General features: G+C 41.9%; 22 protein-coding genes and 1 tRNA gene. 15 read left to right on the top strand and 8 right to left on the bottom strand.

The features are described 5' to 3' along the window. Positions 1–125 precede the first annotated feature (125 nt). Positions 126–818, top strand: a complete 693-nt coding sequence (locus tag AOB49_RS07320) for a GntR family transcriptional regulator (RefSeq protein ID WP_062309487.1) — start codon at positions 126–128, stop codon at positions 816–818. Continuing rightward, the gene (locus tag AOB49_RS07315; RefSeq protein ID WP_062309485.1) at positions 815–3,910 is read left to right on the top strand and encodes an FAD-binding and (Fe-S)-binding domain-containing protein; all 3,096 of its coding nucleotides are present in this window, start codon (positions 815–817) and stop codon (positions 3,908–3,910) included. The genes AOB49_RS07320 and AOB49_RS07315 overlap by 4 nt, the downstream gene beginning before the upstream one ends. A 25-nt stretch (positions 3,911–3,935) precedes the next feature. On the opposite strand, the gene AOB49_RS07310 is transcribed toward AOB49_RS07315, so the two are convergent. Genes AOB49_RS07310 through queG form a run of 3 tightly spaced genes read right to left on the bottom strand, consistent with a single transcriptional unit; the run spans position 3,936 to position 6,206 of the window. After that, complete coding sequence (locus AOB49_RS07310) at positions 3,936–4,277, bottom strand: AzlD domain-containing protein (protein WP_062309483.1); 342 nt, start codon at positions 4,275–4,277, stop codon at positions 3,936–3,938. Beyond that, on the bottom strand, positions 4,277–5,062 hold the full coding sequence (locus AOB49_RS07305) for an AzlC family ABC transporter permease (RefSeq protein ID WP_062309481.1): 786 nt from the start codon (positions 5,060–5,062) through the stop codon (positions 4,277–4,279). Before AOB49_RS07305 ends, AOB49_RS07310 begins: the two co-directional genes overlap by 1 nt. 43 nt (positions 5,063–5,105) lie before the next feature. Then, complete coding sequence (gene queG / locus AOB49_RS07300; RefSeq protein WP_062309480.1) at positions 5,106–6,206, bottom strand: tRNA epoxyqueuosine(34) reductase QueG; 1,101 nt, start codon at positions 6,204–6,206, stop codon at positions 5,106–5,108. Positions 6,207–6,249: 43 nt separating this feature from the next. On the opposite strand from queG, the gene tsaE reads away from it, so the two are divergent. The 9 genes from tsaE (at position 6,250) to AOB49_RS07255 (ending at position 13,166) form a co-directional block, all read left to right on the top strand. Further along, positions 6,250–6,777: a tRNA (adenosine(37)-N6)-threonylcarbamoyltransferase complex ATPase subunit type 1 TsaE gene (gene tsaE, locus AOB49_RS07295; protein WP_062309478.1), complete on the top strand. Its 528-nt coding sequence runs from the start codon at positions 6,250–6,252 to the stop codon at positions 6,775–6,777. Position 6,778: 1 nt separating this feature from the next. Continuing rightward, complete coding sequence (locus AOB49_RS07290) at positions 6,779–8,125, top strand: N-acetylmuramoyl-L-alanine amidase (RefSeq protein ID WP_062309476.1); 1,347 nt, start codon at positions 6,779–6,781, stop codon at positions 8,123–8,125. Positions 8,126–8,212: 87 nt separating this feature from the next. Then, positions 8,213–8,288: transfer RNA gene (locus AOB49_RS07285), tRNA-Lys, on the top strand. Positions 8,289–8,502: 214 nt separating this feature from the next. Beyond that, positions 8,503–9,078 (top strand): recombinase family protein, encoded by a 576-nt coding sequence (locus AOB49_RS07280; RefSeq protein ID WP_156471370.1) that lies wholly within the window; start codon positions 8,503–8,505, stop codon positions 9,076–9,078. 40 nt (positions 9,079–9,118) lie between these two features. Beyond that, a complete protein-coding gene (locus AOB49_RS07275) occupies positions 9,119–9,952 on the top strand; it encodes a hypothetical protein (RefSeq protein ID WP_062309474.1) in 834 nt (277 codons plus the stop codon). A 44-nt stretch (positions 9,953–9,996) separates the two neighbouring features. After that, positions 9,997–10,605 (top strand): hypothetical protein, encoded by a 609-nt coding sequence (locus tag AOB49_RS07270; protein WP_156471369.1) that lies wholly within the window; start codon positions 9,997–9,999, stop codon positions 10,603–10,605. Positions 10,606–10,893: 288 nt separating this feature from the next. Then, positions 10,894–11,079: a hypothetical protein gene (locus tag AOB49_RS12045; RefSeq protein WP_156471368.1), complete on the top strand. Its 186-nt coding sequence runs from the start codon at positions 10,894–10,896 to the stop codon at positions 11,077–11,079. A gap of 153 nt (positions 11,080–11,232) precedes the next feature. Then, the gene (locus tag AOB49_RS07260) at positions 11,233–12,255 is read left to right on the top strand and encodes an inverse autotransporter beta domain-containing protein (protein ID WP_062309468.1); all 1,023 of its coding nucleotides are present in this window, start codon (positions 11,233–11,235) and stop codon (positions 12,253–12,255) included. A gap of 2 nt (positions 12,256–12,257) precedes the next feature. Then, positions 12,258–13,166 carry a hypothetical protein gene (locus AOB49_RS07255; RefSeq protein ID WP_156471367.1) on the top strand — a complete coding sequence of 303 codons (909 nt, stop codon included), beginning with the start codon at positions 12,258–12,260 and terminating at the stop codon, positions 13,164–13,166. A 1,478-nt stretch (positions 13,167–14,644) separates the two neighbouring features. Here the strand turns inward: AOB49_RS07255 and AOB49_RS07245 are convergent. Further along, positions 14,645–14,947: a hypothetical protein gene (locus tag AOB49_RS07245; RefSeq protein ID WP_062309463.1), complete on the bottom strand. Its 303-nt coding sequence runs from the start codon at positions 14,945–14,947 to the stop codon at positions 14,645–14,647. A 472-nt stretch (positions 14,948–15,419) separates the two neighbouring features. Here AOB49_RS07245 and AOB49_RS07235 point away from each other — a divergent pair, with 472 nt between their 5' ends. Then, positions 15,420–16,076, top strand: a complete 657-nt coding sequence (locus AOB49_RS07235; RefSeq protein WP_156471366.1) for a hypothetical protein — start codon at positions 15,420–15,422, stop codon at positions 16,074–16,076. Positions 16,077–16,101: 25 nt separating this feature from the next. Here the strand turns inward: AOB49_RS07235 and AOB49_RS07230 are convergent, their stop codons facing one another. Beyond that, entirely contained in the window at positions 16,102–17,418 is a 1,317-nt protein-coding gene (locus AOB49_RS07230) for a tyrosine-type recombinase/integrase (RefSeq protein ID WP_062309458.1), read from the bottom strand. A gap of 328 nt (positions 17,419–17,746) precedes the next feature. Here AOB49_RS07230 and AOB49_RS07220 point away from each other — a divergent pair, with 328 nt between their 5' ends. Both AOB49_RS07220 and AOB49_RS07215 read left to right on the top strand, forming a co-directional pair. Further along, positions 17,747–19,129 (top strand): tyrosine-type recombinase/integrase, encoded by a 1,383-nt coding sequence (locus AOB49_RS07220; RefSeq protein WP_062309456.1) that lies wholly within the window; start codon positions 17,747–17,749, stop codon positions 19,127–19,129. A 49-nt stretch (positions 19,130–19,178) separates the two neighbouring features. Continuing rightward, positions 19,179–19,655 (top strand): hypothetical protein, encoded by a 477-nt coding sequence (locus AOB49_RS07215; protein WP_156471365.1) that lies wholly within the window; start codon positions 19,179–19,181, stop codon positions 19,653–19,655. 1 nt (position 19,656) lies between these two features. Here the strand turns inward: AOB49_RS07215 and AOB49_RS07210 are convergent, their stop codons facing one another. Further along, positions 19,657–20,148, bottom strand: a complete 492-nt coding sequence (locus AOB49_RS07210; protein ID WP_062309452.1) for a hypothetical protein — start codon at positions 20,146–20,148, stop codon at positions 19,657–19,659. A gap of 110 nt (positions 20,149–20,258) precedes the next feature. Here AOB49_RS07210 and AOB49_RS07205 point away from each other — a divergent pair, with 110 nt between their 5' ends. Beyond that, positions 20,259–21,206, top strand: coding sequence for a hypothetical protein (locus AOB49_RS07205; protein ID WP_156471364.1), 948 nt, complete (start codon positions 20,259–20,261; stop codon positions 21,204–21,206). On the opposite strand, the gene AOB49_RS07200 is transcribed toward AOB49_RS07205, so the two are convergent. Both AOB49_RS07200 and AOB49_RS07195 read right to left on the bottom strand, forming a co-directional pair. Continuing rightward, positions 21,199–21,765 carry a tyrosine-type recombinase/integrase gene (locus tag AOB49_RS07200; RefSeq protein ID WP_062309448.1) on the bottom strand — a complete coding sequence of 189 codons (567 nt, stop codon included), beginning with the start codon at positions 21,763–21,765 and terminating at the stop codon, positions 21,199–21,201. The two genes, AOB49_RS07205 and AOB49_RS07200, sit on opposite strands and share 8 nt — an antisense overlap. A gap of 237 nt (positions 21,766–22,002) precedes the next feature. Further along, positions 22,003–22,269, bottom strand: a complete 267-nt coding sequence (locus AOB49_RS07195) for a hypothetical protein (protein ID WP_062309447.1) — start codon at positions 22,267–22,269, stop codon at positions 22,003–22,005. Between the last annotated feature and the right edge of the window lie 923 nt (positions 22,270–23,192).

Raw genomic sequence — 23,192 nt, 5'->3', positions numbered from 1 at the left:
GGTAATTTACAATTTTGTATGCAAAAATAATTTTCCATAATATAAAAAAATAGGTTTTTATGGCCTTATTTTTGCCTCAGAATCAGATATAGTCATTATGTATACAAAATTTACCCATTAATTCAATGTCCACCCTATCGCCGACGGCACCGCCCAACACCCAAAACTTGCACGAAGCGACCTTCCAAAAGCTCCGGTCCTTATTGGTCGAAGGCGTGATTGCACCAGGAAGCAAGCTGAATGAGCGAGAGCTGGCTGAACAACTCCATGTCTCCAGAACACCCATTCGGGAAGCGATTCGTCGCCTCGCTGCTGATGGCCTAGTTGAGCTCATCGCCAACCGAGGTGCGATTGCCGTTCAACTCAGCAGGGACGACATTATTCACACCTTCGATGTGATTGCTAATTTAGAAGGCTACTCTGGAGAGCTTGCGGCTAAAAATATTAGCGATCAAGCACTCACTGAACTAGAGGCACTTCAGTATGAAATGATGGCCTCGTACGCCCGTCGAGATTTATCGAGTTACTACCGCTTAAATCTTCAGATTCATCATGCGATTAATCAGGCTGCCAACAATCCCGTCTTGAGCCAACTCTTCACCCAAGTGAATGCCCGCATTGAGGCACTGCGTTTTCGCTCCAATCAAGATGGCGTTAAATGGGAAAAGGCCGTAGGTGAACATCAAGAAATGTTAGATGCGCTCAAGACCCACGATAGCGCTCGCATGCGCAAAGTGATGATTCAGCACGTGATGAATAAACGGGATGTTGTTATCCAATTAATCGATTCAGAATCAGAAGAAAAAACTACAGCATGAATAAGCCACTTGATCTTCCAGAATTTGTCGCCAATAAAGCAGAGTTAGCCAAACGCCTGCGCCAAGAAACCTCAGGCGAGGTAATGACGGACATCGCCAGTCGCGGACGCTATGCAACCGATGCCTCTATTTACCAAGCGATGCCAGTCGCAGTATTTGTACCCAAAACCGCCGAAGATATCGCCAATGCGATTCAGATTGCAGCAGATCTTGGGGTACCAATACTACCGCGCGGAGGCGGCACCAGTCAATGTGGTCAAACCACCGGAACCGCACTCGTTATTGATAACACCAAATACTTTCGCAAGCTACTACACGCTGATCCTGAAAGAGCTACCGCCATTGTGGAACCTGGCATCGTCTTGGATCACCTCAATACTGCACTCAAGCCGCATGGTCTTTGGTACCCAGTCGATGTTTCCACTTCGGGACAAGCCACCATTGGAGGTATGGCCGGAAACAACTCCTGCGGCAGCCGCTCTATCGCCTACGGAAATATGGTGCACAACGTTTTAGGAATTGATGCTTGGCTTGCTGATGGCCAAGTCGCTAATTTTGGCAACTACGCAAATAGCTCTGGTGTTGCCAAACAATTTGGTGATTTTGTAAAAAATCTTGCCAACAAACTCCAACCTGAAATCGAAGCGCACTTTCCTAAAGTATTGCGCCGTGTAGCTGGTTACAACCTAGACATCTTTCATCCCCAGAGTGAACTTCCCTACACTCAAGATGGCAGCGTTAATCTAGCTCACCTGCTTGTAGGTAGTGAAGGTACTCTAGCCTACTTCAAGTCGCTGGAACTCAAACTCTCACCTCTGCCACAACATAAAGTGCTGGGCGTCGTGAACTTTGCTAGTTTCTTTAAAGCGATGGATAGCGCACAACATATCGTCAAGCTCGGCCCTACTGCAGTTGAGCTTGTAGATCGAACCATGATTGATTTGGCACGTCATAACCCCAGCTTCAAAAAGACCATAGAAACAGCCCTGATTGATGTCAATGGTCAAACTCCAGAAGCTATTTTGCTGGTGGAGTTTTCTGGTGAAGCGCATGCACCCTTACTAGAAAAATTGAAGTCATTACAAAGCTTGATGGGTGACTTAGGCCTCCCAGGATCTGTAGTGGCAATGCCCGATGCCAGCATGCAAAAGAATTTATGGGAGGTTCGTAAAGCTGGTCTGAATATCATGATGAGCTTAAAAGGTGATGGTAAGCCTGTGAGCTTTATTGAAGACTGCGCAGTCCCGTTAGAAAGTCTCGCTGAATATACCCAGGCGTTGACTGACGTCTTTGCCAAATATGGTTCTCGCGGCACTTGGTATGCCCATGCGTCTGTCGGCACACTACATGTCCGTCCTATTTTGGATATGCGTCGTGATGGGGCGCAAAAAATGCGCGCTGTTGCCCAAGAGGCCTCTGCCCTAGTCCGTAAATACAAAGGCGCGTACAGCGGCGAACATGGTGACGGACTCAGCCGAGGTGAATGGATCTCTTGGCAATTTGGACCTCAGATTACTGAAGCGCTTGCTGAAATCAAGCATGCATTTGATCCCAAGGGTTTGTTTAATCCTGGCAAGATCATCAATCCACCCAAAATGGATGACGCAAATTATTTCCGCTTTCCACCCCACTATAAAGTTATCCCACTGCAACCTGCTCTAGATTGGTCGGCATGGAATGTGCAAAACAATCCTGTTACAGAAGAAATCAGCACACCGGGAACGGGCGGTGATCCTGCCCATGGTTTAGCTAAAGCAGTAGAGATATGCAACAACAATGGTCATTGCCGAAAATTTGATGCTGAGGTAATGTGCCCAAGCTACCGCGTTACTAGAGATGAAAAGCACCTCACGCGGGGCCGCGCCAATACCCTCCGTCTTGCTCTCTCAAACCAGCTAGATATTCAAGATGGAGGCTCGCCCGCAACTTCCCCACTCGCTAGCGATGCAATCAAAGAGGTGATGGAACTTTGCGTGAGCTGCAAAGCTTGTCGTCGCGAATGTCCTACTGGCGTCGATATGGCGAAAATGAAAATTGAATTTCTGTCAGCCTATAAGAAGCGGGTTGGTCACTCAATGCGTGATTTGGCGATTGCTTATTTACCCAAATACGCATCTATCATCAGTAACATTCCAGGACTTCCCGCATTACTCAATCTTCGCAACCACATTGCGCCAATAGCTAAATTACAAGAATGGTTGATGGGAATCTCTGCACAAAGAAGTCTACCAATCTGGAAATCTACTCATTTCTGGAGCAACCGAAAGAAGATAGAGTCTCATCAATTTACGCCGGAAGATCTGGCAATAGAAGTGGGCGGCAGCAAAGGCGTTGTACTCCTCGCCGATACCTTCAATGCTTACTTTGAAGACGAGAACTTACAAGCTGCCCTCAAAGTTCTTAACGCTGCTGGCTATCGTGTACATATCCCGCAGAAGAATGCCCATCAGCACGCTACTCCTAACAAGAAACCAAACAATACTTGCTCCAAAGAGTTTTGCTGTGGCCGCACTTATTTGGCCGCCGGCATGGTTGATCAAGCTAAAGAAACTCTTAGCGAGCTAGTCAATCACTTGGCGCCCTATGCGGAAAAAAATATTCCGATCATTGGTCTTGAGCCTTCCTGCTTATTTACACTCAAAGACGAAGCTTTAGTGATGGGCTTTGGCGAACGTGCTGTTACCGTCAGCAAACAAGCGATGTTATTGGAAGAATTTTTAGCTGCAGAAGCTAGTGCTGGAAATCTCAAACTTGAACTTAAATCGGCAACGCGCCCCGTGCTATTTCATGGGCATTGCCATCAAAAGTCTTTTGACGCCGTCACTCCTGCACTCGCGCTTTTAAAGCTCATCCCACATGCTGAACCCAAATTAATTGAGTCTTCTTGTTGTGGCATGGCAGGTAGCTTCGGTTATGAAGCTGAACATATCGAAGTATCCAAGTTGATGGCGGAGGCCAGCCTCTTACCAACGATCCGCAAAGCACCTGACAGCTGGGTGGTTGCCGATGGTACAAGCTGTCGACATCAAATTGCAGATGGTGCCCAAAGAGATGCAGTGCATATCGCCACCATCCTAGCGGCTCATCTCTGATGCGGCAGATATAAAGGAGATAGAGTTAGCGCATTACGCCGTACGAGACCATCAGCACTGTTCCAATCAATAGAGCCGGAACAAGGCGGCGTGTTGGTCGAGACACCATCACGCCAATACTGAGAGCACAAATCAAAATCCGAATCCATACTGGCACGGTATCTAGCAAACCAACAGGCAAGAGAATCATTCTGACTGTTAAGGCAGCTACCATCGAATAGGTCACTGCAGCTAACCAGCGAAAGACTTCGCTATCTTGATTTATTCGCTTGGCAAGCAAAACCCCAATCGCTCGGCAAAAGTAAGTGCCAACAGTAGCGCCTAATAAAGCAAGCCAAATACCCCATCCCGCAAGCGTAGCACTCATCAGCCAACGAACCCCGCTCTTTTACGCAAAAACTTGCGGTCTACAAAGTATGCAATGGTACCGGCCACTAAACCGGTTGTTAATAGACTGGTATCGCGATCCAACAAGTAAAAGAGTGGGCCCAATACAAATCCCAGTCCTATGGCAATACGATTGATCCAAGGCTTGACCTCGGTAAACGTTAACAAGAAGAAAAGAGGATTAATGAATACGAGCCCCAGAGTAATTGCTGCGGGAACCACTCCCGCCAGAAGGTAGCCCAAAATAGTCCCAGGAATAGAAATCCACCAACACAAGAGACCGAGACCAACGAAATAACTTAAGCGATGCTTTGATTCAATCGTATTGAACTCACGCATGGAAATCGCCCATGCAGTCATCGCCAACAAATGTACTGAAGCGTAGAGACCGCGATTGCGGTCTTTTTCATGAAATTGTGGAAAGAGTGTCACGGTCATTGTGATAAAGCGGGTGGAGGTCAGCGTCACCGCCAAAGCAATTGCCACCATAGATGAACCCGTGATCACCATCTCCAACAGAACGACCTGACCAGGCAAGGCAAACATGAAGAAACTGGTAAAAGTGGTGAACCAAATATCTAGACCATTGGTTTTACCCATCGCACCAAAGCCCACCATACCAGCAAACAAGACCATCGCGGGAGCGCCTGCTGCGTCTCGAATGCCACTCCAGAAAGCATCACTGCGATTCTTAAAGCGTTGCGCCGCCGAACCCTCCAATGCGATTTCACTGGGATCGATATAGGGTTGGTCAGAAGATGACATGCAATGATTGTAAGAGCTAGCGCAGATCTTTGCTAAAAATCACTTAGAGCTCAGAGCCCAGCGCCCATTGAATATGCTCCGCAACCAAAGTATCAGCCATTGGCAAGGCCCCAAGCAAAGCCTCGCGCAAAGGCGCCTTATCCCCCTCAGTAAGAGCTGGATCGGCTAAAGCATTTCCCTGGGCCACTGCGAGATTTCTGCGCCAACGAGAATAACCAATACGGCGAATGGCACTTCCCTCGTGACGCTTCTCAAATTCCGCTTCTGTCCAGGACCATAACTGCAAGAGACTGGCCTGACCTATGCCATGACGTTCTGCAAAATCGGGTAAGTCGGTACGTCTGGCAAACTTATTCCAAGGACAAATCAACTGGCAATCATCGCAACCATAAACTCGATTGCCGATTGCCCTACGAAACTCTATTGGAATTACATCAGGATTTTCAATGGTCAAATAAGAAATACAACGACGGGCATCCAATTGATAGGGTGCAGTAATCGCCTGAGTAGGACAAACTTCAATACAAGATTGACAAGTACCACAATGAGATTCTTCTTCCGAATCGATTGGTAATGGGACGTCAACCAAGATTTCACCCAAGAAGAATGTGGAGCCTGACTCTCGATTGAGTAATAAGGTGTGTTTGCCTCGCCATCCCAATCCCGCTTTACGTGCTAACTCGACCTCCATCAATGGTGCGGAGTCTGTAAAGACACGATACCCAAATGTGCCGATTTTCGATTCAATAATCTGTGCGAACTCTTGCAAACGATTACGCATCACCTTGTGATAATCACGACCGCGGGCATACATAGAGACCACCGCTTGAGTTGGATCAGCCAAACGTTGCCACTCCCCATCAAAATCAATCGTGGGGGACAGATAGTTCATGGTGACGCAAATTACCCTGACAGTGCCCGGCACTAATAAAGTGGGATCGGAGCGTAATTGCGCATGGCGCTTCATATATTCCATATGCCCATGCTTACCCTCTGCAAGCCACTCTTTCAGCCGCTCACTTGCATCCCCTAGATGGGTATCAGTTATACGCAAGCCATCAAAGCCTAATTTTTTGGACTGCTCATTAAGCCAGTCACGCAGATTGGATTGATCTAAAAGGCTTACGGTTGAGGGAGATGACATAAGTAATACAGAATGTAGCGCAATAATTGAATAAACTAAGCAAATGACTCAAGACTCATTAATCCAACATTGTAGGCAGGAAGCGCAAACCGCCGCCCTAGCCGAAAAACTGGCCTCAAGTCTGCGTCATTATTTTCAAAGCAATCCATGCTCCCACCTCAACATCTCCCTAGAAGGTGATCTGGGCGCCGGTAAAACGACCTTTGCGCGTTACTTAATTCAGGGGTTAGGCTATGACGGGCGCGTAAAAAGCCCAACATACACCCTGTGCGAGCCCTACCCGCTAGAGATCCCAAATGCTGATTTAGCAGGTTCAATTAGCATTACAGCCTATCACTTTGACCTCTATCGCATGCGTGATCCACTGGAATGGCAAGAAGCAGGATTTGCAGAGCATTTTGATGAACCTGGATTCTGCTTAGTCGAATGGCCAGGTAAAGCAGAAGGCACCCTCCCCGCATTTGATATTGAGATCTATCTAGAGGCGGGGATCCAAGAGAGCGAACGAACAATTACTCTCAAGTCCATCTCTATACAAGGTGATCAAGTATTAAAGGGATTATCCAATTGAGATGAGTAAGTCGGCAATCAACTCCTCCAGAAGAAAACATCTTCAAACCTCAGCCAAGCTGATGGGCTTCATTCTATTCTTGAGTGAGATGGATATTGCCTGGGGCGCCAAAATCCTAGGGGTACGCATTTGGCCTGCGGAGGACTACACGCGCGTCACCCTGGAATCCGATAAGGCATTACCCATTTCGCAGCAACTCCTGACCAATCCCGATCGCTTGGTGGTGGATGTACAAGGAATGGAATTAAATACTGCCCTCAAGGATTTGGTTGCGAAGGTCAAACCTAATGATCCTTATGTCTCACAAATTCGAGTAGGTCAATTTCAACCGGGAATGGTGCGCCTGGTATTTGATCTCAAGGAGCCCATCAAGCCACAGCTCTTTACGCTAGATCCGATTGGCGAATACCAATACCGGATGGTGCTAGACCTCTACCCTGCAACTCCTCCCGACCCTTTGATGGAGCTAGTCAAGAACAGCGCTCGCAAAGAAAGTGCTCTAGAAAAGGCCAATGAAGAAATTGACCTCATTGCGCAATTTGCAACTAAGAAAGAAAAGGAAGCCGCTAAAGCACCTGCGGCACCAGTTGCACAAGCAATCCCGGAGGTAAAAGAAAGTATCACCCCCAAAAAACAGAGGCGGCTCATTACGATTGCGATTGATGCGGGCCATGGCGGCGAAGATCCTGGCGCCATTGGCTCAATGGGCTCTAAAGAAAAGCATGTCGTCCTCTCCATTGCGAAACGCTTGCGCGACAAGATTGATAACGATGCTTACATGCGCCCCTTCTTGACCAGAGAGGGGGATTATTTTGTGCCTCTACATACTAGAGTACAAAAAGCGCGCCGCGTTGAAGCTGATTTATTTGTCTCCATTCATGCGGATGCATTTATTGAACCCCGAGCAAAAGGTGCATCGGTATTTGCACTCTCTCAAATGGGTGCAAGCAGTACTACCGCGCGCTGGATGGCCAATAAAGAAAATGCCTCGGATCTGATTGGCGGTATCAATATCAAGACTCAAGACAAGCAAGTGGCCAATCTCTTGCTCGATATGTCCACCACTGCCCAAATCAAAGATTCACTTCAGGTAGGACAGGCAATCTTGAGACAAATCGGTGGATTCGCACCCCTGCATAAGCCAAAAGTAGAGCAAGCAAGTTTTGCCGTCCTCAAAGCCCCAGACATTCCCTCCATTCTGGTAGAGACCGCTTTTATCAGCAATCCACAAGAGGAAGCCAGGCTCAATGACGATGCCTATCAAGATCGGATCGCAGAGGCAATTCTGAAGGGAATTAGGGACTATTTTTCCAAAAATCCACCAGTCGCCAGGCGCTCAACCGCCTAAAGCACTTGTAACTACAAGGCACAGAGGGCAGCCCCAGCAAACTCAGGGAAGCCAAACCAAGTTCTTGCTATAATTTCTGTCTTTACTGGGTCGGTAGCTCAGTCGGTAGAGCAGCGGACTTTTAATCCGTTGGTCGCGAGTTCGAATCTCGCCCGACCCACCATAAGTTCTTGATTTAATTAAATAAATTCTGAACTTAGTTAGAGAAAAGTATATTAGTGTGAATTATTATACTTTTGCAGTAAAAACCTGAGACCCGCATATTCATTAGAGTTGCGGGTTTTTTGTTGCCTGTTCACTTCAGAACATTCTTGCCATTCCCCCGCCCTCCTTTACCTTCCAGATACCGAACCACCATTTCTGAAAGGTTATCTAAAGTGAATAAACGAGTCGCACTCTACGCACGAGTGTCTACAGACAAACAAACTTGTGAGAATCAACTCACTGAACTACGACTAATCACAGAACGAATGGGTTACACCATCGTTCAAGAGTTCATCGATGAAGGCATCTCAGGGGTTAAAGCAAGGCGCCCTGCCCTTGATCTAATGATGAAGATGGCAACTCAACGCAAATTCGATATGGTCATGTGTTGGTCAATCGACAGACTCGGCAGGTCTTTGCAGAATCTTATTGAGTTACTTAATCAACTCGAATCACTCAAAGTTGACCTATTCTTTCATCAGCAGGCGATTGATACATCCACCCCGATGGGAAAAATGATGTTCTCGATATTGGGAGCATTAGGAGCATATGAACGAGAACTCATCAGAGAGCGAGTGATTGCAGGACTTCAAACGGCAAAGTCTAGAGGCGTGAAATTGGGTAGACCGACAAAGATGAATGATGGTATGAAAAACGCAATTCAATTGCTTAGGAGCAAAGGTATGGGCATTAAAAAAATTGCAAAAGAACTACAAATAGGTATAGGCACTGTTTATTCAATTCTATAAAGAAGTTAATATTAGTTCTAGATCGAAAACTTGGAAAAAAATGAAAAATATATTGCTAGCAGCACTTTTAATTTTGACATTCTATGCACATGCAGAAACACAAAATATGATTTGTGAATTCTTGGAATCCCCAACTGGAAGCAAATTTAGACAACCCGAAAAACCAATGTCGCTATCTTTAGAAAGGGGTTTAATAAAAGATAAGATTATTTGGAATGGAAAAGAGTTGGATGATACAAACTATGACAAGAAAAATGATTATTGGTCCGCCTCTAGTCAAAATAAAAATGTAATTATTTCTTTTTCAAATAAACAAAAAATATTAGCAATCAAAAATAATTCAACAGATGTTCAGTTAAATTTTTTATGTGCAACTGAAGGGGGTGCGGATGCAACTAAAAACGCAATATTTCGCCCGCATATGTGGATGATTTCAAAAGACTACACAGGTATTAGTTGCTCCGAAAATATTAAAAATTCAAAATCAGACGCAATTGAAATGATTGGGTTTTTACCAAATCCAATTCCTGGAAGATTTATTTCCACCTTAACAATTGGTAAGCAAAATCCAAAGTGGATTAGTGCAAGCAGTGCTGATAAAGAAGAAATAGAGAAGTTTTTCTATGATGTTTCTAGTAAAGGTAGTTTGGAAGCAAAATACTCCTTCAGAGGGAATGTCATTGATATGAAAACAAGGATGTTCGATGAGGACGTAATACTCTCACTTAATTATGATCAATCTTCTGATTCAGTGACAATCACTAAAATCTCTTGTGTAGATAATTGCAAAAAAACTGATATTCAATACACTGCATTTGCTGAAAAAATTAGAAAATTGAGTGGAATAAAGTATCAGTACTGTAAAAATTTATAAAGATAAAAAAATTAGACAAGTGAGTGAACCCAGTGATTACGTCGGTGAATAAGCAATACCCAAAAAGACTAAAGACTATTTCGGCAATATTTATATTATTTAGTATGCTGGGTTGCGACCAACTTACTGGAGAATCAACAATATTAAAAAATAAATGGGTATTTAGTGAGAGGATAGACAAAATCACTAACTCCAAAACAATATTAGTAACAGCACGACTTATGGACGAACAGTATCCAACAAAATATGTAGATACTTCAATTGTTTGCGAGGGTGAAGAAGATGCCTATATTGAATTTGTTCTGCATACGAAAGGAGATAAGACTGACGCTCAGTCAATCATTACCAAAGAGAAAGACGTTTCATATTTACGAATGCGCAGTGGTGAATCACAGTTTGCAAAATTAGCAATGGGAGAGTTTAGCAATCAAGCAATAGTACCCTTCTCGGGATTGGATGGGTATGCTGGACTAACCACTTTATTCCTTGGGGGATCTACAAACCCATTAGCGGTTGAATTAAAGTCTCCAGAACTACACGTGGAAATACCCTCAAAATTTGGTTCGCCAGTAGTCCTAATTAAATTCAACGATCCCAACATTTTAAAATTACTTGAAGAATGCAAAATATCCCCCGCCTTTCAGAAGCAGTAAAGAAAGATTCTCAAAATAACTGATTTCTGAACTATAGGAAATCATTCCAAAAACATCACTAGACCCTCGTAGAATCGAGGGTCTTTTTTATGGATTTCTGAACCATCATTCCTTGGTAGTATGTTCACATGAGTGACCTAGAATTCGTCGGAAAAATGAATCCACAACCCTTTATTTCTTTGAGAAAAGAGGAGGAGATGAGGATCGAGGAAATCAAGAAAAGAATCTTAAAAGAGGAGTCAAAGGTAATGTTCATACAAGAACAGAAACCCGTACCCGAATTGACTTATGAGAGAGATGTTCAAGAAGGTTATTAAACCCCCTAAAAAGACCCTAGATGACCTTCTAAAAGATAAATCCATTGTTACTGGTGAAGAAGTCATTCTGAACATCAAAGAACAAGAGAAACGATATAAAGAGTTTCAGGAATCGGTTGAGTTTGAACAGAGACAACGGATGGCAAAGAAAACGTAGGATGGGAAGATGATTTAAATCAACCAGTAGAGATCTACTAGTTTGTATGTTTACCCTTAGATTTTTTATAAATTACCTAATTAATTATAAATTTTGATGCTTAAATAATTTCGGTCTGTTAGGATACGTAGAAATATCTACGAGAAATTCCTAGTGAAATATTTAAAATTAATTGGATTGTTGGTGCTATGTAATTATGCATATGCACAGTCTGTAGATATCTCACCCATGAATTTTGGTGGAAGTACAAATTCCCCGACAGGTACTGTTAGCGGTAATCCGCTTGCAGATAAACTTGCCCAACTTGCCCAATCCTCAGCAACAGGTGGAGGAGGAAATGTTTTGGATAGCATCAAAGGGCAGGCATCAAGTGCAATTTCAGCGCAAGGGCAAGAAATATTAAATAACCTCTTTTCTTATCAAAGGGGCACGACTGAAATTAGCGGAACAACCATGCAAAATGGAATGCCGCTATGGAACATATTGCTAGTGCGACCAATCTATGAGTCTGAGGATAAGATTCACACAACTTTTACTCAAATGAGTGTTTTCTCACAAGGCAGTAGAACGACTGGTAACTTTGGTCTTGGTTATCGTCAACTGGTTGCAGATAAGAAGGTTTTACTGGGAACAAATGCTTTTTATGACTATGAATTTCCGTACGGCAATCAAAGAGCAAGTGTTGGTGGTGAGATTCGCACGACTGTAGGCGAGTTAAATCTTAACTACTACATGGGAACAAGTGGTTGGGTTAATGCAGCAAATGGCATGCAAGAGAAATCACTGGGTGGTTATAACGCTGAACTAGCAATTGCATTCCCCTACATGCCGACAACAATGTTAAGGGCAAATACTTTTAGTTGGACTGGTACGGCAGGTCTTCCGAATACAAATGGCATGCAGTACTCAATCACGGGACCAATTTGGTATGGTTTAAATCTAGATGTAGGAAGAGTCAACTATAGCAATGGAGCGTTACCAAACTCAAATTATGCAAAATTAATGTGGATTTTCGGTGGAGATTTAAGTCCGAATCAAAAGCAATTTAGATTCTCTGAAAATGCATACGAATTGAAGAGTATGGAAGAGAGAAGATACGAAAAAGTCAGACGTGAAAATTTGATTGTCAAAGCAACACAAAACCCTAATTTTGGACTCTACGCAGTAGGGTATTAACAATGCGAACACTCAAATTATATTCGATACTACTTGCATCTATTTCCTTCGCTGCTTGCACGTTTTCACTTAACTCCTACGCACAACGTTCTGTAGCATGTACAGTGGACGGTTCTGGCAAAATTAATGACTCACTTGCTTGTTATACACTCGCAACTCAAATGAGATTTGCTGTGTATAGAGTGGCATTATGCAAATCAAAACCTACTGCACCGACACTATCCTCTCCTGTCAATATTGCCGCTGGTAACTGCACTGATTTGCTGACAAATTCCGATGGAAGTTATACGACCGTTCGGAAGGATGGGAAATCAAATTTTCCTGGAAAACCTACATCACAATCAGTGCTCTCAGGTGGTTTAAAAGACGGTGTAACTTATAACTATGCATATATAGAATCTGCTCCTACGGTAATAGTTCAAACTACCGCACAGTTTTCTGCAAATAGGACAGGAGTTAATTCGCCAAATACTGCAGGAACTACTTGCTGGACTACTGAGGCAACGATTCTCAATTACTCACCCGTGCCCACCTCTGGTTCTTCATGCGGATCTAGCGTATCCAACTTAGGGTTAACTACTGTTATGTTGAATTCATTAGGTACAGGTGCTGCTTATATGAGTGATACAAGCACTTCAGGTGGTGTTACAACAGAAACTTACTTGGTTGACTCAACTCTTAAACAGTCTGCCGCAACTACTTCTGGAAGTATGGGTACCGTGAATAAAATGATTAATATTCAAACTTTACCCATAACCATTACTCAGAAGTCTAACCCATTAAAAATGTCAATTCGTGTAAGTGAAGGTGCATGGGTGTTGCAAAATGGAGGAAGTCCGCATCTCTGGTTTTTAAATGGAAACGCAAGTCTTTTGCTTGCAACATGCAACAACTCAAATTGCGCTGATTAAGACTTATCTCTCAACAAAATTACAATTAATTTTTCTTTCCTTAAGTTTAGTTTTATAGCACTTAATAATTTATTAAGAGAAGATTGAATGACTTGGTCTTTCAAGTCGTTGCTAATACGTATTGTGCATATAGAGTCTTTCTCAAGACTTTCCAGTTCCTTGGGTGTCATACAGATTCCATTTCTTTTAATACCGTAGTAATTCCTCTTGCCTCAATGTCATCTAAGAATCTTGAGAGTCCTAGTCTTCCTAGTGTTGATTTAGGTATCTTGGTTGTAGATGAGATCTTGGTAAATCTTGTATTAAGTTCTCGACTGATTCGTAATGGGTATTGAACTTGTGGGGTAGATTCAATATGGAAATTCGACATATGGGTTTCCTTTGGAGAATTGGATGTAGAAACTAAGACTAGAACTCACTTGACTGTCCCGACATGGGTAACGAGAAGTTAGTGAAGACTAGGTTTCTTATGGTTATTTAGTTAATTTGGAATCACTAGATAGATAGTGGTCACATAAATTAGTGGTGAACTCTGTGGAACTTGTCTGGAAATGAAAGGAAGTCAGGGTATCTGTCTAACATCTTGGACGAATACAAGAGAGTCATAGGATCACATTCACGTATATGACTAGTACATATCTTCTTTGTGTGTTCTAGATTGGATGGGAATGGATTCTCTTCAGAAAGGGATTGGAAGAAATCTAGTGTTTTTGGATCAACACATAGGATGGAATGATGGTGTAATCGGTCTGAATCGAATGACTGTAGATGTTCGTCGGTAAAGGTAAAGGTAATCGGTTGGATGGATTTCTTGATTACGGTATGAATATTCTTGGTATTCAATACTTCAGGTAATAGGTATTTCACATAAAAATTAGTAAAGAACTGGTCAATATCTCTTTGGGCATAGATTCGGTCTTTATATGGTTTATAAGTGGTTGTTAGATGGAATATGGATCGATTCTGGTCTTTGACTAGGTTGTAGACATATTCAGTCAATGACAGTCTTATAAGGTCAGAATGGGTTGGTTTGAATAGATAGGAATTCCATTTGAGTCGCTCTGAGTGGATAAGTGACTCATTGGGGTACTCTGTGGAAAGTTCCTGTTCTTTTATTGCATATTGTCTTAATTGTTCTGTATTCATAATCTTTAGGTAAAGGTTCTCCAATTGAGTCTCAATGAGTTCAAGGGAGTTGTCGGTCAAATTGGGTAACTATCTGTGGATTAGGTGAAGTTCACGACTAATCACACGACAGTCACATCTGTATTTATGATTTCAAGTGTTTCAACATGAAATCAGCATGGAAAGTATTTTCCCGTTGGAAAATTTCCTAGATTTCAAGTTACTGAAATCAGAGTTTCGTAGTGGGAATAACTTTTATTAATGAGTGACTTTGTTCTTCGTATTAGTTGTCACTATTATGTAGGTTCAGGAGTTTTGGACTCTGTCGGGAATTACACTATCTGCAATGCATTTTAGTGAAGCATCGATTGAGCAAGCATCATTCTTGATATGCTACGCTCAGGATCCTCCATATCTGCATCACTTAAACAAAGATAAATATTTCCGTCATTTCCTTTGACAGGATTGGGTTGAAAATCTTTTCCCCACCATAGATTTCCACTCCTATCTTGCCAACCGTTTAATTTTAAATCTTCAATTAATTCGATTGGCATATCCTTCTCGCTAAATAAGTAGTTATCTGGAACCGGAAGATATTTCTCTTCAATTTCGTTTGTAATAAATCCAATTACTCTAATTCCTTTTTCTTGATTCATTGATTTCTTTCTTTGATTAATGGATAAGTGTTGATTGAAACGAATCTGAAATGAATCTATCAACCATATTTTGAGTTGAGTCACGACCAAGGTCTTCCACTAGATCGGACGTTAATTCAAGCAACTGCTCAGCAACACTATTTCGGAAATACCTCAACTCTGATGGAGACAAAATGTTGTAATTCAGCAGAATTGATTCAATATTTCTTAAATAGAGTGTTTTGCAATTCACAGGAACTTCAATAATTTCATGCATGTAAATCTCACTTTCAATACGTTATGTAGATTGCATAATGCATTAAGAAATCGAGTATTCAACTTCAATCTACAGTACCTATTTTACAGGAATACCTATATATTTCAATGACTTACAGAGTCAGTACTATTAAATCAGACATATGACTTATAGTGAAGTTATGTCTGATTTTTTAAGTGAGATTAGTGAATGTCAAAGATACATAAAACAATAGTCTTGAGAAAAGAGTTCTATCGTCTTTGGTTTGAGTTTTACAAGATGTCACTTCATTCGTCTGATCCAAAGATACGCAAACGTCTAGATAGTTCTTTAAAAATTTACTATCAATGGGGTGATGTTAAGAACTCACACTTTGATGATTGGTGGGAAACGCACGAAGGTCTATTTGAGGAAGAGTCTGTTCGTGTTTTGTCTAAAAATGATTCAATTGAATTTGACAATCATATAGTTCTTCAAATACCAGTAAATCAATCTGTGAGTGATTTGCTTAAGTACATGAGACCTATCTTAAATCGTGAACATAAGTTAAAGAACGCTCGCAAAAAGAATAAATCGATCTCTACAAGTAAATTTTCATTGATTGAAGGTTCTGAACCAAAATTAAGTGTCTTGAAAGACGTTTTGCATGTCTATCGTTTATATACCCAAACTCCAGACCCAAAAGAGAATAAGGGTAAAGTTTTTCGTGAAAAGGTGTATTCGTTTTATGCGACTAACTTCAAGGTGCGAACATCAATACCAGAGACAATTGGGTTGAAGTCAACAACAGCAGCAGAAAGTCAAAGAGTTAACAGAAATATTAGAAGGTGGATTGAGTGGGGAAAACAGATACAACTAAATGTATTGAATGGTGAGTTTCCAGGCAAATATTGATCATTCTGATAAGACTCTATGCGATCTACTTCTGAATGGTTTTAGAACTTGTCTTTGTAGTTGCAGAAGTCTTTTTAGCAGTCACTTTCTTGGTAGAGATCTTCTTGATGACTTCTTTGTACGGAATATTGTGCAACTGTCGTCTAACTTGGTCAGTAGTCAGATGTGAGGCATAGAACTTATCAATCATGTTCTGAGAGGTTCTAGCATTGCGGGATAGGACTAGGGTATCTACATTGCCAATAATCAATCTAAACATGATGGCGGTATGTCTGAGACCATATAGGGTTATCTTCTTGCCTGTTTTTTCTTCAATCTTTGATTCTTCGATGATTTTCTTGAATAACCTTGAGATCACTTCCATCGCTGTCGTTCTGTTTTCACGAATCTGCGGGAAAAACACATAGTCATCAGGTTTAGTCGGTAATTTCTCGTCTTTAAGTTGTTGGACTAGACTTGCGTATATGCCTACTGTGGCAGGCATTGCTTGTACTTCATTGGCATTTGTCTTGGTGGCAGGATGGTTCAAGGTCAACCATGCATCCCTACCCTCACCTCTCTTTTTAATGTGCTTGTGTTTGAGAACTCGTAGGTCGGATGGTCGAATGAAAGAATTGACCATGAACTGAATGAGATACTTCATCTGCAGTGTGATGGTCTGTGTTCTTACTTTCACTTTGGCAGCAGCAAGTTTCTCGGCAGTCTTTACGACTTTCTCGTATTCGTCTTTAGTCAGATAATCTCGTTTAACAGAGGTCTGCAATCTACCTGTAATTCTAGGGAATACTGGTAGATTGGGCATCAACTGGTTAGCAATCGCATACTTCATAATCTTACGAAGCACAACAATGTGGTGTTTTATCGTGGCAGGTTTGATTTTGGTCTTATGCAGTTCTTCAACAAACTCGTTCAATTGAGCATTGGTAATGGTCTCAATATCTTGTTGTTTAAAGAACGGCAGAATGTTCTGTCTATAGCGATTAATGTCTGATTTATAGGTCTTGGAATTACTGTTGCGTTCAGTGGTCTCAAAAAACTGATTGGCAACGACAGAGAAAGCATTTCTCTTATTACTCTTTCTAGAGGCAGAAACGTCTAATAGAGCATCTTTATAGAACTGGATGGCAAAGGTCTTGGCATCTTTAGACGATTCACTCTTGGTCGTTTTGATACGATTCTTGCCATTAAAGAAAAAACGCACCCAATAATACTTAGAGGCATTCGTTTTATAGACAATCAGAGTGGATGGATAACCCCGTATACGTTCGATAGACTCAGCAATGGGAGTCAGTCGATTTTTGACTGGTTTGTTCACAGCAGGAACAGCAGTTTTAGTAGTCAAAATGGTCTCTTTTTAGAGAGTTTTTGGGGTTTTGACTATTATACTTAGTATTATACTTTTTCTTGCTATCGACCTGTGAACCATATAAAATATAGAGTTTATGTTTTAGAGAATCAGTAAAGTCGTACTTTTAATCCGTTGGTCGCGAGTTCGAATCTCGCCCGACCCACCACGAATCTGTAGTAGAAACAATGACTTGCTAACCGCAAGTCATTTTTTTTGCTTATTTTTTGTGCAAATTTCAATCGCACACTAATCGCACACTTCAATTATTTGCTGTTTAGAAAAAACTTCTATAAAATATGACTAACAACTAGAATCCTTATAGATGCGAGCTATAGCCGACTCCACTGTCGTATTAAGACCCCATGAACTGCGCCTAAAACGCCGTTCAAACTCTAGTCTTTGGCAGATACATTACAAAATTGGCTCTAAGAAAAAGTGGCTCAGAATCACCAGCAAAACAAGTGATTTAGATGCTGCAAAACAGGTTGCAGAAGACCTATTTCACGAGTCAAGAGTGCTAGAAAAACGGGGTTTATCGGTTGTTAGCAAGAAGTTCAAAGCAGTAGCTCAAGTCGTCAGCAATAACCTCAAAGCCCAAGTAAAGGCTGGAACAGGCAAAAAGAGTTATGCAGACTACTATCGAGCCATCGATTCCTACTTGATGCCCTTCTTTGGCAACCATCATGTAGACAACATTACGCCCGCCCTGATTTCTGATTTTCATCGCTGGCGTACTGAGAAAGTTGGCTACGAACTCAAAGCCTCTACTCAGAATAATCACAATGCCGCACTTAACTGCGTATTTGATTACGCGGTTGAGCAAGGCTATATGAGCGAGAGCCAAAGACCTAGCACTAAGAACACTGGTGAAGCCACTGAAGCACGTGGCATCTTTAGTACAGAAGAATTAATTGAGCTTCAACAGTTCATTCGTAAATGGGGTGCTGAAGGCAGGGCCTCTAAGTCACGCTACTTACGTGAACTACTTGGGCTATACATCACTTTCATTGCCTGTACCGGCGTTCGTCCTGGCACCGAGACCAAAGAACTCAAGTGGAAGCATATTGAGTTTATTCAAAAGCCTTCCATGCGAGTGATCCACATTACATTGCCACAAGGTAAGCGTGGCGGTCGTGAACTCGTTGCTCGTAACGAGTTGTGGCCATTACTAGAGAAGTTGCGGGAACTTCAACCTGAATACAAAGATTTAACACTAGAGGAATTAATCGCCAAGAAAGAAGATAAGCACCTATTCCGAATGCGTGATGGCACAAGACCGTATAACTTGGTCAATGCTTTTGGGGATTGCTTAAGGGAATCTGGATTAAGTAAAGGCGACAAAGATGGTAAGCCTAGAAGCTTGTATAGTCTGCGTCACTACTACGCTACGCAGCGAGTACTAGAGGGATTAGATTTTGGGCAGCTAGCTAAACAGATGGGCACTTCAATCCTGATGATTGAGCGTCACTATAGTCATTTGAAGCCTCTGATGATTGCTGAGCAGTTGGCAGGCAAGATTCCTGATGATAAGACGGCTCAAGCAGATGAGATTTTGCGTTATATGAACGCCAGCCCAGTACGTAATGATGTTATTAGTTTGGTTGGTGCAAGTACTGGCATCTACTTGCCCCTAGTAGAAGCCAACCCGAAAGCCACGAAAGAGCTTAAGGACGAACTCAATAAAGCATTAGGTAAGGCTACCTAAAGATGAATACACCCTACTTTGCTCAATGCCTCACGGCTATGGTGATCTGATGACCCCATTTATTCAGACCTTCTTTGAACGTAAAGCAAATGCCGCTCTCAAGCAAAGCCTTGAGCGTGCTTGTGACTTATCGCACTTCAAACAAGTTAAAGCGAGACTGGAAGCAGGCGAGGATTTAAGCAATGAACTGCCACAGCTTAAGAAGATGGCTAAGAAAGATGCTCTAGCCGTAGTTAAGACTTTGATTAAGCGCTGCGACACTGATTTGAATGACTATTGGACCTTACCCAAAGCAGCCAAAGCTAAGCTATCAGTTACGCATAAGTCTTACAAAGGTGAATTAGTGCCAAGGTTTACCGCCACATATCAATTTGCAACTACTTTGGGCTTGGTAGAAATTAAGGTAACTACACAAGGTAGATACGTATTCGCATCCCCAAATACGAAGGATGTAAAAAAGGCCAGCATAGAGTTGGCCTTTAGAGATGTTGAAAAACAGTTGGGGTTGGCTGGCTATGCGTATTGATTTAACTAACTCTCCACTCTAATTTTTTCGGTATTCCCAAAGCCTTTCTTATCTCCTCATCGTTCACCCAACTCATATCCACATCTTCACCAAAGCCATATAGCTTAATTAGATTCAACTCCCAGGAGTCCAAATCATCTCGATTTTTGCCGAAATGCCATTTGCAAGAATGCCCTAAGCTTACTAACGAGTCATGGCCAGTTAAAGACTCAAATACCCCCCAATCACTACATGTACTTATTTTTATTAAGTTACGGGGATTGCGGCCAATATTCTTACATTTATTAAAAATTCTTTTAAACATCTTTTCGTGAAAGAAAATAATCGCATTTTTATCATTTGCATTCACTGGCAACCTCAAATCAAACATTTCTTGCGTTTCGCCAATATTATTCTCCATGTCAAAAGTTAAAATTACATTGACGTTCATATATTGTCGTGAATAAAAATCCGTCTCTATGTGTTCAGTAATTTCTGGATTAGTTATCTTCATTTTCAAACTCCTATATAAAGCAGCGAAATTGCTGTATAGGTAGTTTCTTATTATTAGCACTTTTTTTGAATTGACTATTAATCCTCATTCTTAAGTGTTAATATATTTGTATGAATAAAGCTCAAAAAAGCGCTAGTGCCCTACCCGGTAGAACCATGAAGGATTGGTCCACTAAAGGTATTAAGGGTTACATCATGCTGATGGTTGAGTTTTTACGAATTAGCCCAAGCTATGAACTTGCCAGGCAGATTCGAACTAAGGCTTTAGATAAAAAAACTCAAAATAAACTCATTGCCCAACTATATGAAGCAGAGGGTACAAAACTATCCGCAATTGATAAGCAAGTAGTTATTAATGAGTTTCAACCGGTGCTAGCCACTTATGATGAAATCGGCGACATTGCCACAGTGACATTTGATGCATGGTGGCAAACATGCGGCATTTATATCTATGGCACTCCTTATAGCAAGCCTAAGGTTATACAAATAGCCCGTATTGAAAAGGATGAAGTGTTTGAACCGCTTTTTTATAAACCTTATGAACACTATCTAACCAAAACTCGCGCCACCGAAGGTAATCCCACATCATTAGTATTAGGCCTCCCACTTGGCATGCCTAAAGTGGATCTACTCAGACAGATCTCCAAGCTCATTGATAATGCCAAGGTTCCGCTAGCCGCTAAATCAGCAAGAGCAAGTAAAGCGCTCGCTGCACAACGCCTGCGCTCTGAACCCTTGTTTATTCAACTACGCATCTTCATGGCAAAAGCCCAATACCCCGATATGCCGTTATGGAAGATTGGTTTATGGGCTAAGGTTAGCGCTAAGCATGCCAAGACATTAGATCTCAAAGAATCTAAGAAGAAGTTTGAGGACGCTGACAGTAAAGAACACTTAGCAATCCTAACCAGCAGAGCTTTTAAGAAAGCCAAGCAAGTAGCTGAGAACGCAGCTCGTGGCAGCTTTCCAAGTTCAAAACCAGTAAGGCTACCTAATTACGATTTTGAGAATATCTATAGTCGACTAAGGGCGCACTATAAAACCCTTAAAACTAGATGAGCTCAACGGCATTGCGCAAAATATCGGGTCTTGTATCAATATAACGCTGTGTAGTCGACATCTGACTGTGACCTGCTAACTGCATCATCACTCGCACAGAAACACCCTTCTCGCTTAAACGCGTCAAAAATCCACGACGACCACTGTGACTGGTAGCGCCATTTAGCCCCGCTTGTCTGTATAGGCCATTGATCACATGCGTTAAGGTATTGGGAGTAAAACCCGAGGATCTTTGAGTTGGAAACAAGGGATTTGTAAGGATTTTCGGAGGGTACTTGGCAATATATTGGGTTAATTCGGCTTGCATACGCTCTGACAATATGACCACCCTACTTTTATTGCCCTTAGTTTGATATGCCCTTAAATGAATCTCACTTAAAACCTGTTTATCACTGCTTAAAACGTCGCAGTAGCGCACACCAGCAACTTCTCCTATGCGCATGCCCGCTAAATGCGTTAACAGCAGTATTGCGCGATTACGTACTGCTGCTTTTGTTGTTTGTGCATAAGCCAATGCTTTATCTAGCTCTGCATCTGTAAGGGTTCTTGCTTGTGCCATATATCCTCCGTTGATTACTATTTGTACTTATATTTTGTAATCAAAAAAGCCAAATTCCTACCGCAATTGGCCATATATACGTTCACTTTGATGGGTTTTCAACCGAAATTTACTGAAAAATTACCGCTTGATTTTCAAGTGGTTACAAGCACTCAACACAATTCACTAATAATGTGTTGAGTGAAAAAATCATGGATTTTGATGGCAATTCGTGGCAGATTTGCCACGAATATATTGCTAGATTGAGTCTAAGTACTCTTGAATAGTGCTAATGAATGCATGTCCATTTTCTTCTTTAACACAATCAGATATGTGCCCTAACTTCAAAGACTGATCGCCCTCACGAATCATTAAAGATGCTCCATTAGATGACTCATCTGGCCACTCATTCATTAAGTGACTAATTAAATCAGACATTTGCATGTCACTCAGATGACCAGTGAGCTCCATCGCTACAGCATTGATATCACTATCTTCGAATTCTTGACCGTTAACCACAAACATAGCAGTCCTTTTATCTTAATTTATTAATACTAATTACTATACCAATGGTGAACTACGTTCACCAGCTCTTCGCTTCCGCTCATCGCATTTTTCTTCTTTTTATCATATTTTTTATAGTCATAATTGGAGTTATTGAATTTCAAGATCTTTCACTAGGAAGCACAAGCCAAGCCCTGTTAAAGGGCTTAACTCATGCAAGCCTCTTTCACTGAGGTTTTCAACTGATATACACACAACTTGCTGGTGCAAGATAGGCAGGTTTTGCTATCTCCTATTACGTGTCGTCATACGCAGCTAATTTGCGGTCTATATCAGGGAACCCTTGCAAACTAGCTTGTGGGTTTATTTCATTGGCTTTCCCACTCACTTTCAGCCTAAATACTTCTAAGCCTACATTCACGTATCTCTACGCTACCAACTCATACAACTTCGCAAACGGTACTGCCACATAGGGGCGTCGTTTAAAGCATCTCACCATTTGGTAATGGCTGGTAGTGCGAAGAGGCCAGATAGTAAGAGATCTGATTTGCGTACCGTCACACATCAGAACGGGTTTCGCAGCACTATTGCCTTCGGCGTGCCAACCTTTGCCTTACTGTTTTACATCTTTCTATGAATTTATTTAGTCCGAACATAAAGAAACTGAAATTTATTTTGATCCTGTTCAAAGCCTAAAAATCCAGCCTTTTTCGGTTGTCCAGACGGGTTTTCTGGCCATATTGTTGTGTTGCCCTATTAACTTATGGAGAAAACATGGCAACCACAAAGAGCACAACAACGCCCGATTTAGACGCCCTCAATCTAGTCACATCCACTAAACCCATTCATCAGCCCCCTATCGTTGTCCGGCGCAATAAATTACTGGCAAAACTATGGGAGCAAGAACAGTTACTAAAAGCCAAGCTAGAAAACACCACTTTTGC

This window comes from Polynucleobacter sinensis (assembly GCF_001595985.1).
GTDB classification, from domain to species: Bacteria; Pseudomonadota; Gammaproteobacteria; order Burkholderiales; family Burkholderiaceae; genus Polynucleobacter; species Polynucleobacter sinensis.
Note: the sequence above shows the minus strand (reverse complement) of the source record. Positions and strands in the feature narration are given on the sequence as shown.

Coding starts and splice junctions, on each gene's coding strand:
- AOB49_RS07320 (WP_062309487.1), top strand. CDS start 126: ATGTCCACCCTATCGCCGACGGCACCGCCCAACACCCAAAACTTGCAC.
- AOB49_RS07315 (WP_062309485.1), top strand. CDS start 815: ATGAATAAGCCACTTGATCTTCCAGAATTTGTCGCCAATAAAGCAGAG.
- AOB49_RS07310 (WP_062309483.1), bottom strand. CDS start 4,277: ATGAGTGCTACGCTTGCGGGATGGGGTATTTGGCTTGCTTTATTAGGC.
- AOB49_RS07305 (WP_062309481.1), bottom strand. CDS start 5,062: ATGTCATCTTCTGACCAACCCTATATCGATCCCAGTGAAATCGCATTG.
- queG (WP_062309480.1), bottom strand. CDS start 6,206: ATGTCATCTCCCTCAACCGTAAGCCTTTTAGATCAATCCAATCTGCGT.
- tsaE (WP_062309478.1), top strand. CDS start 6,250: ATGACTCAAGACTCATTAATCCAACATTGTAGGCAGGAAGCGCAAACC.
- AOB49_RS07290 (WP_062309476.1), top strand. CDS start 6,779: ATGAGTAAGTCGGCAATCAACTCCTCCAGAAGAAAACATCTTCAAACC.
- AOB49_RS07275 (WP_062309474.1), top strand. CDS start 9,119: ATGAAAAATATATTGCTAGCAGCACTTTTAATTTTGACATTCTATGCA.
- AOB49_RS12045 (WP_156471368.1), top strand. CDS start 10,894: ATGAGAGAGATGTTCAAGAAGGTTATTAAACCCCCTAAAAAGACCCTA.
- AOB49_RS07255 (WP_156471367.1), top strand. CDS start 12,258: ATGCGAACACTCAAATTATATTCGATACTACTTGCATCTATTTCCTTC.
- AOB49_RS07245 (WP_062309463.1), bottom strand. CDS start 14,947: ATGAATCAAGAAAAAGGAATTAGAGTAATTGGATTTATTACAAACGAA.
- AOB49_RS07220 (WP_062309456.1), top strand. CDS start 17,747: ATGCGAGCTATAGCCGACTCCACTGTCGTATTAAGACCCCATGAACTG.
- AOB49_RS07215 (WP_156471365.1), top strand. CDS start 19,179: ATGACCCCATTTATTCAGACCTTCTTTGAACGTAAAGCAAATGCCGCT.
- AOB49_RS07210 (WP_062309452.1), bottom strand. CDS start 20,148: ATGAAGATAACTAATCCAGAAATTACTGAACACATAGAGACGGATTTT.
- AOB49_RS07205 (WP_156471364.1), top strand. CDS start 20,259: ATGAATAAAGCTCAAAAAAGCGCTAGTGCCCTACCCGGTAGAACCATG.
- AOB49_RS07200 (WP_062309448.1), bottom strand. CDS start 21,765: ATGGCACAAGCAAGAACCCTTACAGATGCAGAGCTAGATAAAGCATTG.
- AOB49_RS07195 (WP_062309447.1), bottom strand. CDS start 22,269: ATGTTTGTGGTTAACGGTCAAGAATTCGAAGATAGTGATATCAATGCT.